The following is a 13816-nucleotide window of genomic DNA, read 5'->3' on the forward strand; positions in this document are numbered from 1 at the left end:
CCGCCCCATGATGTGTCTTCTGCGGTTGGTTTCTCTGTCGATACTGATGCTTGCAAGCCTGGTGCACGCGACCGAGGCGCAACGGCTGGAAATCGTCTCCCGCACCCGCCTTGAGGGTGTGCAGATTCAACTGGATGAGCAGGATCGGCAGTGGCTCCGTGCGCATCCGGTATTGCGCATCGGTGCCTCCTGGCCGGATTACCCGCCCTTCGAGCTGACCCGCAAGCGTCATGAACAGGAAGGCCTTACGGCCGATTACGCCAACGCAATTGCACAGATTTTGAACATAGCCGTTGAAGTCTGGTGCTATTCCGACCGCGCAAGCGCCATGGCTGCGCTCAAGGCCGGTGAGGTAGACCTGCTGGGCACGTCGAACAAGTTCGAAGAAGCTGATTCCGACCTCATGCTGTCCCGTGCCTACGCCGAGGATCAGCCGATGTGGGTGACTCGGATCGACGAACCGTTGCCTGGCGATCTGGCTGGCAAACGCATCGCCATGGTGGACGACTACCTGCCAGCCTCGACCATCCAGGAGGCTTACCCGCAAGCCTCCCTGCAGCGTTACAGGTCGATTTTCGATGCCCTCGGCGCCGTGGCGTACGGCACGGATGCGGTTTACGTTGGCGACTTCATCAGCGCCAGCTATCTGCTCAACACGATCTTTCACAACGACCTGCAACTGGCCGGGCCTTCGGGCCTTGACGCCAACCCGTTCGGCTTTGCCCTGGCCCGCAGCAATACGCGTTTGAAAGGTCTGGTCGACAAAGCCCTGCTGGCCATTCCCATGGAACAGCGCCTGGCCATCGAGCTGCGCTGGAGCGCCGGTCGCGCGGACGTGGCTGCGCAGTCGCAGGTGAGCCTGAGCGACAGCGAGCAACAATGGCTGGATCAGCATCCGGTGGTGCGGGTCGGCGCTATCGATGATTTTGCACCGCTGACATTCTTTGACGCTGATGGCCGTTTCAGTGGGCTGGCCGCCCAATTGCTCAACCTGATCAGTCAGCGCAGTGGCCTGACATTCGAGGTGGTGCGCGGTCGGTCGCTGGATCGTCAGGTCGAGCAACTCAAAAGCGGTGCGCTGGATCTGTTGCCGGTGTTGACACCGAGCCGCGAGCGCGAAACCAAAATGCTGTTCACCCGATCGTACGTCAACAGCCCCTTTGTGCTGATTGCCGATTCAAAGGCACACGCGCCGCGCAGCCTTGAAGACATGGCGGGCAAACGTCTGGCGCTTTATGGCGGTAATCCGTTGCGCGATTATCTGCTGGAGAACGTGCCGCAGATCAGCCTGATCGAGTTGCCAAGCCCGGCCGACGGCACGCAGGCGCTGCTCGACGGCAAGGCCGATGCGACATTGAGCTCGTTGCTGGTGGCGCGCTACCAGATCGATCACCAATACCGCGATCGCTTGCGGATTGTCTCCACGCTGGGCGATTTGCCGGCCCGGGTTGCCATGGCGACAGCGCTCGACGCCCCGCAGTTGCAATCGATTCTGAACAAGGCACTGCTGAGCATCGCCCCCCAGGACATTGACGGTCTGGTCGCGCGTTGGAGTCGTAACGTGGTGCTGCAAGACAGCTATTGGCAGCGTCATCAAACGCAAATACTGCGCGGGTTTGCAGTGGCGGCAGGGCTGTTGCTGTTGGCGTTGGGCTGGATCGGCTTTCAGCGTCGGCAGATCCGCCAGCGCCAGCAATGGCTTGGGCAGTTGCAGGAGGCCAAGGACGCAGCCGATGAAGCCAATCGCGCCAAGAGCACCTTTCTGGCGACCATGAGCCATGAAATCCGCACACCGATGAACGCCCTGATCGGCATGCTCGAACTCGCCCTCAAACGTGCCGATGAAGGCGTGACCGATCGCCAGGCGATCGAGGTGGCGTCCAGCGCGGGGCAGCAACTGCTGGCATTGATCGGCGATATTCTCGACATCGCACGCATCGAGTCCGGGCATCTGTCGCTGGGCCCCGAGCGCGTCAATCTGCATGAAGTGGTGGCGTCGGTGTGTCGGATTTTCGAAGGCCTGGCCCGGCAGAAACAATTGTTGTGGCATGTAGAAATGGATGAGCGCAGCAACGTCGTGGTGATGCTCGATCCCCTGCGGTTCAAACAAGTGCTGTCGAACCTGCTGAGCAATGCAATCAAGTTCACCGAGGACGGCGAGGTGAGCCTGCGCCTGCGCGTGTTCGGCGAACAGGACGGGCTGATTGAAGTGGGCGTGGCCATTGAAGACAGTGGCCGGGGGATCAGCGCCGAGGATCAGCAGCGGTTGTTCAGACCGTTTGTGCAGGTCGGCGATCATCAGTCTGTGGCGCATGGCGGTTCTGGCCTGGGGCTGGTGATCAGCCGCAATCTGTGCCGGATGATGGGCGGCGATTTGTGGATGACCAGCGAACCGGGCAGGGGCACTCAGGTCATGCTGCGAATGGAACTGCCGGTGCTGGCGCCGCTGGTGCAAGAGGCTGTACCGGTGCCAGCGGCGACGATGGTTAATTCGCTGAACGTGCTGGTGGTGGATGACCATCCGGTGAATCGCCTGCTGCTGTGTCGGCAGTTGAGTGAGCTCGGGCATCGTGCCGTTGACGCCGGTGGCGGTGAGGAGGGGCTGGCGCTTTGGCGCGGGCACGCCTTCGATGCACTGATCACTGACTGCAACATGCCGGGGCTCAACGGTTACGAGCTGACGCGCGCGGTACGTCAGGAAGAAGCCGCGACGGGTAGAGCGCCCTGTCTGATCCTCGGATTTACCGCCAATGCGCAGATGGAAGAGAAGCAGCGATGCCGGGCAGCCGGGATGGACGATTGTCTGTTCAAACCGGTTCTGCTGCGTGAATTGAGCCAGGCCCTGATGGCCGCAACATCCGAAGGCGCGCAGATCGAAAGCGTGGATGATCCGGCAGTGGCCGAGTTCGATCTGAGCGCACTGTTGCAACTGGCAGGCGCGGACAACCCGCTGATCGGGCAATTGCGTGAGGAAGTACTGAGTAGTCTGCGCATCGACCTGAAGCGTCTGGAGGAATCGGGCCGTAAAAGTGATCGCGCAGATTTACGTGATCTGGCGCATCACGTCACAGGCGGGGCGCACATGATCGGTGCCGAGCGCGTGGTCTCGGCGTGCCGGGTACTCGAACAGGCTTGCCGTGACGATGAGCCCGAAGCGGCATTGACGACCGCCATCGAGTTGCTGCGCGTGGCCATGCACGACCTCGCGCAGCAGCTTCAGGCTTGAGCGGTCAGTCCCACTGCGGCGCGATGCCTTTGGGGCTGGTCAGGCGATGGCCGCGATCCAGCGTGGCGATCAGCGCCATGTCGGCGTCGCTCAGGGTCAGCGCTGTGGCGCCGAGGTTGCCTTGCAGGTTGGCGCGTTTGGTCGACGACGGAATCACCGCGTAACCCGATTGCATCGCCCACGCCAGAGTGACCTGCGCCGGGGTGGCGTGCAGACGCTCGGCGATCTGCACGATCAGCGGATCCTTCAGCACTTCGCCATAGGCCAGGGTCATGTACGACGTGATCTGAATGCCCTGACTTTGCGCGAACTCGACGACCTTGCGGTTTTGCAGGTACGGGTGCAGCTCGATCTGGTTGGTGGCGATGTTTTCCGCGCCGACCGCAGCAATCGCCTGTTTCATCAAGTCGATGGTGAAGTTGGATACGCCGATCTGCCGGGTCAGGCCCAGGCGTTTGGCTTCCAGCAGCGCGCCCATGAATTCTTCGACCGGCACCTGATCTTCCGGCGATGGCCAGTGGATCAGCGTCAGGTCGAGGTAGTCGGTCTGCAGTTTTTGCAGGCTCTCTTTGAGGCTTTCAATCAGCCGGTCTTTGGCGAAGTTGGCGATCCAGATCTTGCTGGTGATGAACAGTTCTTCACGGGCGATGCCGCTGGCAGCGATGGCCTCGCCAACGTCGGCTTCGTTTTCGTAGATCTGCGCGGTGTCGATGACCCGGTAACCGAGCTCAAGGGCAGTGCTCACCGAATCGATGACCACCTGGCCTTGCAGGCGAAACGTACCAAGACCGAAAGCGGGAACAGACATGCAGAGACTCCAGGGTTGCAGTGGGAATGGGCAGGAGTATCCGCGTCTGATTCCTCGGGAAAAACCGCTGTCGGGGCAAAGTACTGTTGACTGGAAGTCACGAATCACCGCGATCGGTATCGTTCCATCAGTAGAACGATGAGGACGGTTTTGGCTGACTAGTACTAAATACGTGGCGAATTTATGATCGGTCCATGATCAATCTGATTGCGGAGTCCACCATGAAAAACCTGATCGGTATCTACACCAGCCCTCGCGGCCACTGGGTCGGCGATGGGTTTCCGGTGCGTACCCTGTTTTCCTACGACAATTTGGGCAAGCACATCAGCCCGTTCCTGCTGCTGGATCACGCCGGGCCCGCGCAATTCACCCCGACCACCGCACGCCGTGGCGTGGGTCAGCATCCGCACCGTGGCTTCGAGACCGTGACCATCGTTTACGAAGGCGAAGTGCAGCACCGCGATTCCACCGGCAGCGGCGGCACCATCGGCCCGGGCGATGTGCAGTGGATGACGGCGGCTTCCGGAATCCTGCATGAAGAATTCCACTCGGAAAACTTCGCCCGAACCGGCGGCAACCTGGAAATGGTGCAGTTGTGGGTGAATCTGCCGGCCAAGGACAAAATGGCCGAGCCGGGGTACCAGACCATTCTGGACAGTGATATCCCGCAAATTGCGCTCAAGGACGGTGCCGGCAGCCTGCGTCTGATCGCCGGTGAGTTCGACGGCCACAAGGGCCCGTCCCGCACGTTCACGCCTATCGATGTCTGGGATCTGCGGCTGAACAGCGGCAAGTTGCTCTCGCTCGATCTGCACGAAGGCCGCAACACCGCACTGGTGGTGTTAAAGGGTTCGGTACAGATCAACGGTGTGGAGTCGATGCGCGAAGGGCAACTGGCGCTGTTCGAGCGTGATGGCGATCGCATCACCCTCGAAGCCAGCCAGGACGCGGTGGTGTTGCTGCTCAGCGGCGAGCCGATCAACGAGCCGATCGTCGGCCACGGCCCGTTCGTGATGAACACCGAGCAGGAAATCCATCAGGCCTTCGCCGACTTCCAGTCCGGCCGCTTGGGCCAGATGCACGGCTGAAAAAAACCGGCAGGCGCCACGTGCGCCTGCCGGTTTTTTTTGAGCGCGTGCAGTGGCGCTCATCCCGCCAAATCAATTCCTCCTACACTGAGCCCAATCTGTGCGATCTTCTCGCGACTGGCCCCTGTCGGAGTTGTTTGATGCTGTCTCTGCTCACCGATCATCCGTTGTTTTGCGCCTTGATCCTGATCCTCATCGATCTCGGACTGTGGCGTTTGATCAGCTCCCACGGCAGTGCGTGGAAACTGTTGGTGCGGGTGCTGATTTTTGCCCTGTTCAGCATTCTGCTGTTCAACGAAGGGCTCAACCCGATGGAGCCTGCGCCGTGGGCCGACAATGTGCCGTTGCACCTGGCGGCGACCGGTTTGCAGATCGGCTGGTGGCTGTTCGGCGCGCGTACTCTGACGGTGCTGATCGGCGCGGTGATGATGCAGCGGGTCGGGCACACCGGGCGGTTGTTGCAGGATCTGCTGGGTGCGGTGATCTTCCTGATCGCCATTATCGCGGCGCTGGCCTACGTGCTGGATCTGCCGGTCAAGGGCGTGCTGGCAACGTCCGGGGCGTTGGCGATCATCGTCGGTCTGGCGTTGCAGAGCACCTTGAGCGACGTGTTTTCCGGGATCGTGCTCAACACCACCAAGCCCTATCAACTGGATGACTGGATCTCCATCGACGGCACCGAAGGGCGGGTCACCGACATCGACTGGCGCGCCACGCGCCTGCAAACCAGTCAGGGCAGCATGGCGGTGATTCCCAACTCGCTGGCGGCCAAGGCCAAGATCATCAACTTCAGCCGGCCGAGCAATATGTTCGGGGTTGCCGTCAGCGTGCAGGTCAGCCCCCATGCGCGGCCCAGTTCGGTGATCGATGCCCTGGAGCGGGCGATGCAGGGCTGTCGCCAATTGCTGGATAGCCCCGCGCCGAGTGTCGCACTGAAGAGCTCCAGCAGCGCCGGCGCCGAATATGAAATCAGCGGGTTTGTCGCCTCAATGAGCGAAAAACGTGTGGTGCGCAATCAGCTGTTCGACCTGGCGTACCGGCATCTGCAGGCGTCCGGGGTCAATCTGCTGTCGAGCGATGAGCCGGGCGTGGCGAGCAACCTCTCGCGGCCACGGGCGCTGCTCGACAGTTCGCCGATTTTCTCCACCCTGCGTCAGGAGGAGAAGGAAACCTTCAGCCAGAACATGACCCTGCAGACCTTCCGTGCCGGCGAGATGATTCTTGCGGGCGGCGAGGTCAGCGATCATCTGTTCATCATCGAGTCCGGCGTGGTCTCGGTGACGCTCAAGCGCCACGGCACGCCATTCGAGTCCGGGCGGATGGGGCCTGGCGAAGTGATTGGCGAGGCGGGGATTCTGTCCGATACGTCATTGCCGGCCGACTTCTCCGCCAAGACCTTCTGCGCGCTGTACCGCATCGAGAAGTCTTATCTCAAGCCGTGCCTGGATGCCCGTCACGACATCAACGACGCGATGCAGGCGCTGCTCGATTTCCGCCTGCACAAGGCGCAATCCCTGACGGAAGAAACGCCGGTGGCGCTGCCGAAGAAAGGTTTCCTGCAATGGCTGCGCAATCGCGTCTGACTGTTCAGCGCAGGCCGTAATCCGCCAGTTTGCGTTCCAGGTTCAGGCGCACTTGCGGCCATTCGTCATCGATGATGCTGAAGCGCACCGAGTTGCGCTTGCGGCCGTCCGGCATGATGCGTTCGTGGCGGACGATGCCTTCCTGTTGCGCGCTGAGGCGCAGGATCGCGTTGCGCGACTTCTGGTTGTTTTCGTCGGTGGTGAACTGCACCCGCACACAATCGAGCACCTCGAAGGCGTGGCGCAGCATCAGGTACTTGGCCTCGGTGTTGACGAAGGTTTTCTGAAAGCGTGCCGAAATCCAGCTGCTGCCGATCTCCAGCTTGCGGTTGAGCGGGTCGATCTTCCAGAACCGGGTCGAGCCGATCACTTCGCCGGTTTCCTTCAGCACGATGACAAACGGCATGACCGTCCCAGCCTCACGGCCGTCGAGGGGCTTTTTCAGGTAAGCGTCGACGGTGGTGGCCGAGGGGACCACGGTGACCGTGAGATTCCACAGTTCACCGTCGGCGGCAGCATGGAGCAGGGCGTCGGCGTCGGTGTATTGAAGCGGGCGCAGGATGATTCCCTGGCCTTGCAGCGTGGTTTGCATGTGGGGATTCTCGGCGGTTCAGGCGAGGGCCTATTACGCCGTACGGGAAGGATCCGACGCAACCGTCGCGGTCGGCGGATGTCACAGTTTTTATCGGTCAATGGCAGGAAACCGGACGATGAAAAAAATGCGCATTGCCACGTTCAACGTCAACGGCCTGCGGGCCCGACTGCCGAACCTGCTGGAATGGCTCAGGCGCGAGCAGCCGGACATCGTCTGCTTGCAGGAGCTGAAACTGGTGGACAGCGCATTTCCTGCCGCCGATCTGGAGGCCGCCGGTTATGGCGCCATCTGGCACGGTCAGGCGTCATGGAACGGCGTGGCGATTCTTGCCCGCGATGCGCAACCGCTGGAGAGCCGGCGCGGTCTGCCCGGCGATCCTGACGACAAACACAGCCGCTACCTCGAAGCGGCGGTGCACGGGGTGTTGGTGGGGTGCCTGTACCTGCCCAATGGCAATCCGCAGCCGGGGCCGAAATTCGACTACAAACTGGCCTGGTTCGAGCGTCTGATCAAATACGCCCAGGATCTGCAAAGCAGCGACCACCCGGTGGTGCTGGCCGGCGATTACAACGTGGTGCCCACCGATCTGGATATCTACAACACCCGTTCGTGGCTCAAGGATGCGCTGTTGCAACCGCAAAGCCGCGAGTGCTATCAGCGCCTGCTGGATCAGGGCTGGACCGATTCGTTGCGGCATTTGTATCCCGAAGATCGCCTCTATACGTTCTGGGATTATTTTCGCCAGCACTGGCAGAAGAACTCCGGGCTGCGGATCGACCATCTGCTGCTCAATCCGACGCTGAGCCCTTATCTGCACGAGGCCGGTGTGGATGCCTGGGTGCGCAACGAACCGCATGCCAGCGACCACGCGCCGACGTGGATTCGCATCGATTCGCGTAAAAGACGCTAGCAGGTGATTGGTTAATTCAATTGTCGATTCGATGCCCGGATCCCGTATACATGGCGACCATCGGCGGAACGATCCGCGCCCCCATGCAAAAGGACCCAGCCATGAGCGAGCCACGCCTGACGAATCTGCAACAGTACCTGCAACGCCTGGGATTCGATGCGCCCCCGGCACCGACTCTTGAAACCCTGCGCCTGTTGCAGCTGCGCCATACCGGCGCCTTTCCATTCGAAAACCTGTCGACGCTCAGTGGCGAACCCGTCCTGATCGATCTGCCCTCCATCGAACGCAAGGTCTTGAATGACGCCCGGGGCGGTTACTGCTACGAGCTGAACAATCTGTTTCTGGCGTTGCTGCTGGAACTGGGGTTCGATGCTCGTGGCATCAGCGGGCGAGTGGTCATGAATCAGCCCGAGGGCAGCTGGACGGCGCGCACCCACCGCTTGAGCCTGGTGACGATTGACGGCGTGCGCTACATCACCGACGTCGGCTTCGGCGGCATGGTGCCGACCGCGCCGCTGGTGCTCGATACCGACGCCGAGCAATCCACGCCGCACGAACCGTATCGGATCGAAGTGCAGGCCGATGGCTACATGCTGCGGGCCAGGGTTGCTGGAGAATGGCGGCCGATGTACCTGTTCGACCTGCAACGCCAGGAAGACATCGATTACACCCTCGGCAACTGGTACGTCTCGACTCACCCGGACTCACCATTTGCCCAGCGCCTGATGGTCGCGCGTACGGGCGACGGCTGGCGGCGTACGTTGAACAACGGCAGTTTCGCGATCCACCGCATCGGCGCCGAGAGCGAGCGGCGTGAAGTGACGGATGTCGATGAACTGATCGAATTGCTGGAACGGGAATTCGGCCTGCGCTTGCCGCACCAGCCCGGTGCACGTCTGGCGCTGGCGCGCTTGATTCAGCCGGTTTGAAACCTAAGGTTTTGCCTCCGGCTCCAGCACCCGCCGGATCTCGTTCACGGCCGCCGACAGTTTTTTCTCAAGGCTCTTGAGGTCGGTGGCGGTGATGCCTTGCTTGAATTGCCCGCTGGAATGCTCGAGTTCCTCGGTTGCACCACGGCTGTTAAGCAATGCGTGGCGCAGGGTGTTGTTGATTACCGTCTGATAGCCAAACCCTTCCTCTTCGGCGACCGTACGTGCCGCTTCGATGACCGCATCATCAAGCATGATGGTGATGCGCGTTTTACCCTTGTTGGACGCCAATGCGCCGCGTTTTCCCTGAGAAAAGTCGTATTCGTCTTTCATGGGTCAAACCTCCAGAAAATATTCGCGACGTTCACTCGGTGTAGCGATACGTGCGGAAATGATTCGAACCAAATTCGGCTCCCGATAGCTGTACACGACGACCAGCAAACGTCCCTTGCCGTCGTTGCCGAGATTGATCCAGCGTTGTTCGTCATGGTCGTTATCCTCAATCGTCAATGCTCGCTCATCGTGGAAGACCGGTTCGGCCTCGGCGAGGCTGATCCCTCTGTGCTTGAGTTTGTTGGCAGCATTCTTGCTTTTGTCGAACTGAATCTTGAATGACTTCATTATGCATACTTTATATGTATAAAAAAGGGTGCGGCCGCGCCGTCGGTCGCCATGAACACTTCAGCCTAGGCGGATAAAACGTGGACTCGATTGGGGATGTGTTGCCGGATTTGTGGGGGATGAAAGCAGCGGGATAGAAGGTTGGGTGGCTAGCTAACCATTATGTGACTGATAAGTTGTATACAAGTCTATGGACATTTGTCGTGACTCTTGCATACAGTGTGCGCATAACAAAAACCAGGGAACTCCCCCACCATGAAAACGCCCCATGTTTCACACCAACGGCCCGAGGACGAGAATCTCGGGGTCGGCGCGAATATGGCTTACGGCCTGCAACACGTTCTGACCATGTATGGCGGTATCGTCGCGGTGCCACTGATCATCGGTCAGGCCGCCGGGCTTTCGCCGGCGGACATCGGTCTGTTGATTGCTGCTTCATTGTTTGCGGGGGGGCTGGCCACGTTGCTGCAAACCCTGGGTTTACCGTTTTTCGGCTGTCAGTTGCCGCTGGTACAGGGCGTGTCGTTCTCCGGCGTTGCTACGATGGTGGCGATTGTCAGCAGTGGCGGGGAGGGCGGCTTCCAGTCGGTGCTCGGCGCGGTGATTGCGGCGTCGCTGATCGGCTTGCTGATCACGCCGGTGTTCTCGCGAATCACCAAGTTCTTCCCGCCACTGGTCACCGGCATTGTGATCACCACCATCGGCCTGACGCTGATGCCGGTGGCCGCACGCTGGGCCATGGGCGGCAACAGCCACGCGCCTGACTTCGGCAGCATGCAGAACATCGGTCTGGCGGCGGTCACGCTGGTGCTGGTACTTCTGTTGAGCAAGGTCGGCAGTTCCACCATCTCGCGTCTGTCGATCCTGTTGGCCATGGTGATCGGCACGGTGTTGGCGGTGTTCCTCGGCATGGCAGATTTCTCCAATGTCACCCAGGGCCCGATGTTCGGCTTCCCGACGCCGTTCCATTTCGGCATGCCCACCTTCCACTTCGCTGCGATCCTGTCGATGTGCATCGTGGTCATGGTGACCTTGGTCGAAACCTCGGCGGACATCCTGGCGGTCGGTGAAATCATCGGCACCAAGGTCGATTCCAAACGTCTGGGCAACGGTCTGCGGGCGGACATGCTGTCGAGCATGTTTGCGCCGATCTTCGGGTCGTTCACTCAGAGCGCCTTCGCCCAGAACGTCGGGCTGGTGGCGGTGACCGGGATCAAGAGCCGATATGTGGTGGCGACCGGCGGTATCTTTCTGGTGATCCTCGGCCTGCTGCCGTTCATGGGCCGGGTCATCGCAGCCGTGCCGACGTCGGTACTCGGCGGCGCCGGTATCGTGCTGTTCGGCACCGTGGCGGCGAGCGGGATCCGCACGCTGTCCAAGGTCGATTACCGCAACAACGTCAACCTGATCATCGTCGCCACCTCGATCGGCTTCGGCATGATCCCGATTGCTGCGCCAAACTTCTACGATCACTTCCCGAGCTGGTTCGCGACCATTTTCCACTCGGGCATCAGTTCGTCGGCGATCATGGCGATCCTGCTGAACCTGGCGTTCAACCACTTTACGGCGGGTAACTCGGATCAGCAGTCGGTGTTTGCGGCGGCAGAAGAGCGGACCCTGCGTTATCGCGATCTGGCAGCGTTGCGTGAAGGCGACTACTTCAGCGACGGCAAGCTGCATGACTGCGACGGCAACGAAGTGCCGGTGATCGATCCGGATGCGGATCACGGTCATGGCGCACCGAAGGCACATGCCAAGAGCAGCGAGCACGTCTGACCGCTGTAGCTGAATGAAAAAGGGCCGATCAGTTGCGAAACTGATCGGCCCTTTTTCTATGGCGCCGCTTTTTTCAGCGCCCACAAAAAAGCCCCTGAATCTTTCGATTCAGGGGCTCTGTATTTGGCTCCACAACCTGGACTCGAACCAGGGACCCAGTGATTAACAGTCACTTGCTCTACCAACTGAGCTATTGCGGAATTGGTGCGTATGTTACTGATTTAAAAAGACTAGTCAAGCGCCACTTGTAAATTTGTTGGAAAAGTCAGGACGAGCGGCGATCTATCGGCGATTGGCGGTTACCAGAACCGTAGCAGAGGTCTACCATGGCCGCCCGGAAGTGGTCACACGCGCTGCCGGCCATTCGCCGAAAAGGTACGCGCCATGAATAGATCCATCCTCACCCGTCGTCCTGTCGAGGTGTTCGCATGAGCACCGCACAAATCAGCCTGCCCAAAGGCGTCGGCCCACACGCCGAAAAGCTTTTCGACGCGATCACTCAGGCCGCCACGGCTGAAGAGCTGAACCGCGCAGGCGGCAAGGCCGAAGGATTTGTCCTCGGCCTGGAAAGCACCAAGGCCATCAAGAGCCAGATCGCCGAATCGCTCTACGTCGTTTATGACGATGCGGCGACTCAGCGTGCAGCGGAACTGACTTAACCGCCGAACGTGAAGGTGCCGAGCATCAGTTTGGCGTAGAGCATCGTCGCGCCCAGTTGCACCAGCCACAGCGCCAGCCCGCCGAGAAACACCCCGGCCGCGACTTGCAGCACCAGATTATTTCCGCGCTTGGCCGGGGCGCGGGGGATGAAGTCATCCAGATCGTCGCGGTCGGCGCGCAGGTCATCATTTTTCATGTCGTCTCTCTGAAATATCGTTTGGGTGCAGTCTAGAGGGTATGGCGGCTTTTCTTCAGACAAATAAAAACGGGAAGCCCGAAGGCTTCCCGTTTTCAGTGCAGCGCCGGATCAGATGACCTGAACGATGGCGTCTGTCACGGCTTCGATGTTGCTCTGGTTCAGCGCGGCGACGCAGATGCGGCCGGTGTCCAGGGCGTAGATGCCGAACTCGTTGCGCAGGCGGTGAACCTGTTCGGTGGTCAGGCCGGAGTAGGAGAACATGCCGCGCTGACGGCCGACGAAGCTGAAGTCACGCTGCGGGGCTTTCTTCGCCAGCAGAGCAACCATCTGCTCGCGCATGCCACGAATGCGCAGGCGCATTTCAGCCAGTTCGTCTTCCCACTGCGCGCGCAGCTCCGGGCTGTTCAGCACGGCGGCGACGACGCTTGCACCGTGGGTCGGCGGGTTGGAGTAGTTGGTGCGGATCACGCGTTTGACTTGCGACAGGACGCGGGCGCTTTCTTCTTTCGATTCGCTGATGATCGACAGGGCGCCGACGCGCTCGCCGTACAGCGAGAACGACTTGGAGAACGAGCTCGACACGAAGAAGGTCAGGCCGGATTCAGCGAACAGACGCACGGCAGCGGCGTCTTCGGCGATGCCGTCACCGAAACCCTGGTAAGCCATGTCGAGGAACGGCACGTGACCTTTGGCCTTGACCGCTTCCAGCACGTTGTTCCAGTCCGCCGGGCTCAGGTCGACGCCGGTCGGGTTGTGGCAGCAGGCGTGCAGCACGACGATCGAGCCATTCGGCAGGGCGTTCAGGTCTTCCAGCAGGCCGGCGCGGTTCACGTCGTGGGTGGCGGCGTCGTAGTAACGGTAGTTCTGCACCGGGAAACCGGCGGTTTCGAACAGCGCGCGGTGGTTTTCCCAGCTCGGGTCGCTGATCGCCACAACGGCATTGGGCAGCAGTTGCTTGAGGAAGTCGGCACCGATTTTCAGTGCGCCGGTACCGCCGACGGCCTGAGTGGTGACAACGCGGCCAGCGGCCAGCAGTGGCGAATCGTTGCCGAACAGCAGTTTTTGCACGGCCTGGTCGTAGGCCGCGATGCCGTCGATTGGCAGGTAGCCGCGCGAGGCGTGCTGAGCAGCGCGAATGGTTTCGGCTTCGATGACGGCGCGCAGGAGTGGAATTCGCCCCTCTTCGTTGCAGTACACACCCACCCCGAGGTTGACCTTATTGGTCCGGGTATCGGCGTTGAATGCTTCGTTGAGGCCCAGGATTGGATCGCGGGGTGCCATTTCGACAGCGGAGAACAGGCTCATTTTTGCGGCAGCTCTAATGGAGAGTGGAGGGACGTGTGGCGCTCCAGCCGAATGCACTAGAGCGGTGCACAAACGGGGAGCTAGTATAGAGGCCATCATCGATCAATGGCGACAGG

The 13816-nt window shown here is 60.6% G+C and carries 13 protein-coding genes and 1 tRNA gene; 7 read left to right on the top strand and 7 right to left on the bottom strand.

What is annotated here, in order from left to right:
• The first annotated feature begins 7 nt into the window (after window positions 1–7).
• A complete protein-coding gene (locus tag LOY31_RS09825) occupies window positions 8–3226 on the top strand; it encodes an ATP-binding protein (RefSeq protein ID WP_221534640.1) in 3219 nt (1072 codons plus the stop codon).
• 4 nt (window positions 3227–3230) lie between these two features.
• On the opposite strand, the gene dkgB is transcribed toward LOY31_RS09825, so the two are convergent.
• Window positions 3231–4034 (bottom strand): 2,5-didehydrogluconate reductase DkgB, encoded by an 804-nt coding sequence (gene dkgB, locus LOY31_RS09830; protein ID WP_085607893.1) that lies wholly within the window; start codon window positions 4032–4034, stop codon window positions 3231–3233.
• Between the two features lie 221 nt (window positions 4035–4255).
• On the opposite strand from dkgB, the gene LOY31_RS09835 reads away from it, so the two are divergent.
• Both LOY31_RS09835 and LOY31_RS09840 read left to right on the top strand, forming a co-directional pair.
• Entirely contained in the window at window positions 4256–5122 is an 867-nt protein-coding gene (locus LOY31_RS09835) for a pirin family protein (RefSeq protein ID WP_258713589.1), read from the top strand.
• 140 nt (window positions 5123–5262) lie between these two features.
• Complete coding sequence (locus LOY31_RS09840; protein WP_221534639.1) at window positions 5263–6705, top strand: mechanosensitive ion channel family protein; 1443 nt, start codon at window positions 5263–5265, stop codon at window positions 6703–6705.
• Between the two features lie 4 nt (window positions 6706–6709).
• On the opposite strand, the gene LOY31_RS09845 is transcribed toward LOY31_RS09840, so the two are convergent.
• Window positions 6710–7297, bottom strand: a complete 588-nt coding sequence (locus LOY31_RS09845) for a GNAT family N-acetyltransferase (protein WP_258713169.1) — start codon at window positions 7295–7297, stop codon at window positions 6710–6712.
• A 118-nt stretch (window positions 7298–7415) separates the two neighbouring features.
• Here LOY31_RS09845 and LOY31_RS09850 point away from each other — a divergent pair, with 118 nt between their 5' ends.
• Both LOY31_RS09850 and LOY31_RS09855 read left to right on the top strand, forming a co-directional pair.
• Window positions 7416–8210, top strand: a complete 795-nt coding sequence (locus LOY31_RS09850; RefSeq protein ID WP_221534634.1) for an exodeoxyribonuclease III — start codon at window positions 7416–7418, stop codon at window positions 8208–8210.
• Window positions 8211–8311: 101 nt separating this feature from the next.
• Window positions 8312–9139, top strand: coding sequence for an arylamine N-acetyltransferase (locus LOY31_RS09855; protein ID WP_258713170.1), 828 nt, complete (start codon window positions 8312–8314; stop codon window positions 9137–9139).
• A gap of 3 nt (window positions 9140–9142) precedes the next feature.
• Here LOY31_RS09855 and LOY31_RS09860 read toward each other — a convergent pair whose 3' ends face one another.
• Both LOY31_RS09860 and LOY31_RS09865 read right to left on the bottom strand, forming a co-directional pair.
• The gene (locus LOY31_RS09860) at window positions 9143–9472 is read right to left on the bottom strand and encodes a BrnA antitoxin family protein (RefSeq protein WP_085607883.1); all 330 of its coding nucleotides are present in this window, start codon (window positions 9470–9472) and stop codon (window positions 9143–9145) included.
• A gap of 3 nt (window positions 9473–9475) precedes the next feature.
• A complete protein-coding gene (locus LOY31_RS09865; protein ID WP_258713171.1) occupies window positions 9476–9760 on the bottom strand; it encodes a BrnT family toxin in 285 nt (94 codons plus the stop codon).
• 255 nt (window positions 9761–10015) lie between these two features.
• Between LOY31_RS09865 and LOY31_RS09870 the strand changes: the two genes are divergently transcribed.
• Window positions 10016–11536: a nucleobase:cation symporter-2 family protein gene (locus tag LOY31_RS09870; RefSeq protein ID WP_007956419.1), complete on the top strand. Its 1521-nt coding sequence runs from the start codon at window positions 10016–10018 to the stop codon at window positions 11534–11536.
• Between the two features lie 124 nt (window positions 11537–11660).
• On the opposite strand, the gene LOY31_RS09875 is transcribed toward LOY31_RS09870, so the two are convergent.
• Window positions 11661–11736, bottom strand: a tRNA-Asn gene (locus tag LOY31_RS09875).
• Between the two features lie 228 nt (window positions 11737–11964).
• On the opposite strand from LOY31_RS09875, the gene LOY31_RS09880 reads away from it, so the two are divergent.
• Complete coding sequence (locus tag LOY31_RS09880; protein WP_258713172.1) at window positions 11965–12195, top strand: hypothetical protein; 231 nt, start codon at window positions 11965–11967, stop codon at window positions 12193–12195.
• Here the strand turns inward: LOY31_RS09880 and LOY31_RS09885 are convergent.
• Together LOY31_RS09885 and LOY31_RS09890 are read right to left on the bottom strand one after the other, a co-directional pair.
• Complete coding sequence (locus LOY31_RS09885) at window positions 12192–12392, bottom strand: hypothetical protein (protein ID WP_007956421.1); 201 nt, start codon at window positions 12390–12392, stop codon at window positions 12192–12194. The two genes, LOY31_RS09880 and LOY31_RS09885, sit on opposite strands and share 4 nt — an antisense overlap.
• Window positions 12393–12503: 111 nt before the next feature.
• Window positions 12504–13700, bottom strand: a complete 1197-nt coding sequence (locus LOY31_RS09890) for an amino acid aminotransferase (RefSeq protein WP_085607881.1) — start codon at window positions 13698–13700, stop codon at window positions 12504–12506.
• Window positions 13701–13816 lie beyond the last annotated feature (116 nt).

It is taken from the genome of Pseudomonas sp. B21-021 (assembly GCF_024749205.1).
Classification (GTDB): domain Bacteria; phylum Pseudomonadota; class Gammaproteobacteria; order Pseudomonadales; family Pseudomonadaceae; genus Aquipseudomonas; species Aquipseudomonas paraglycinae.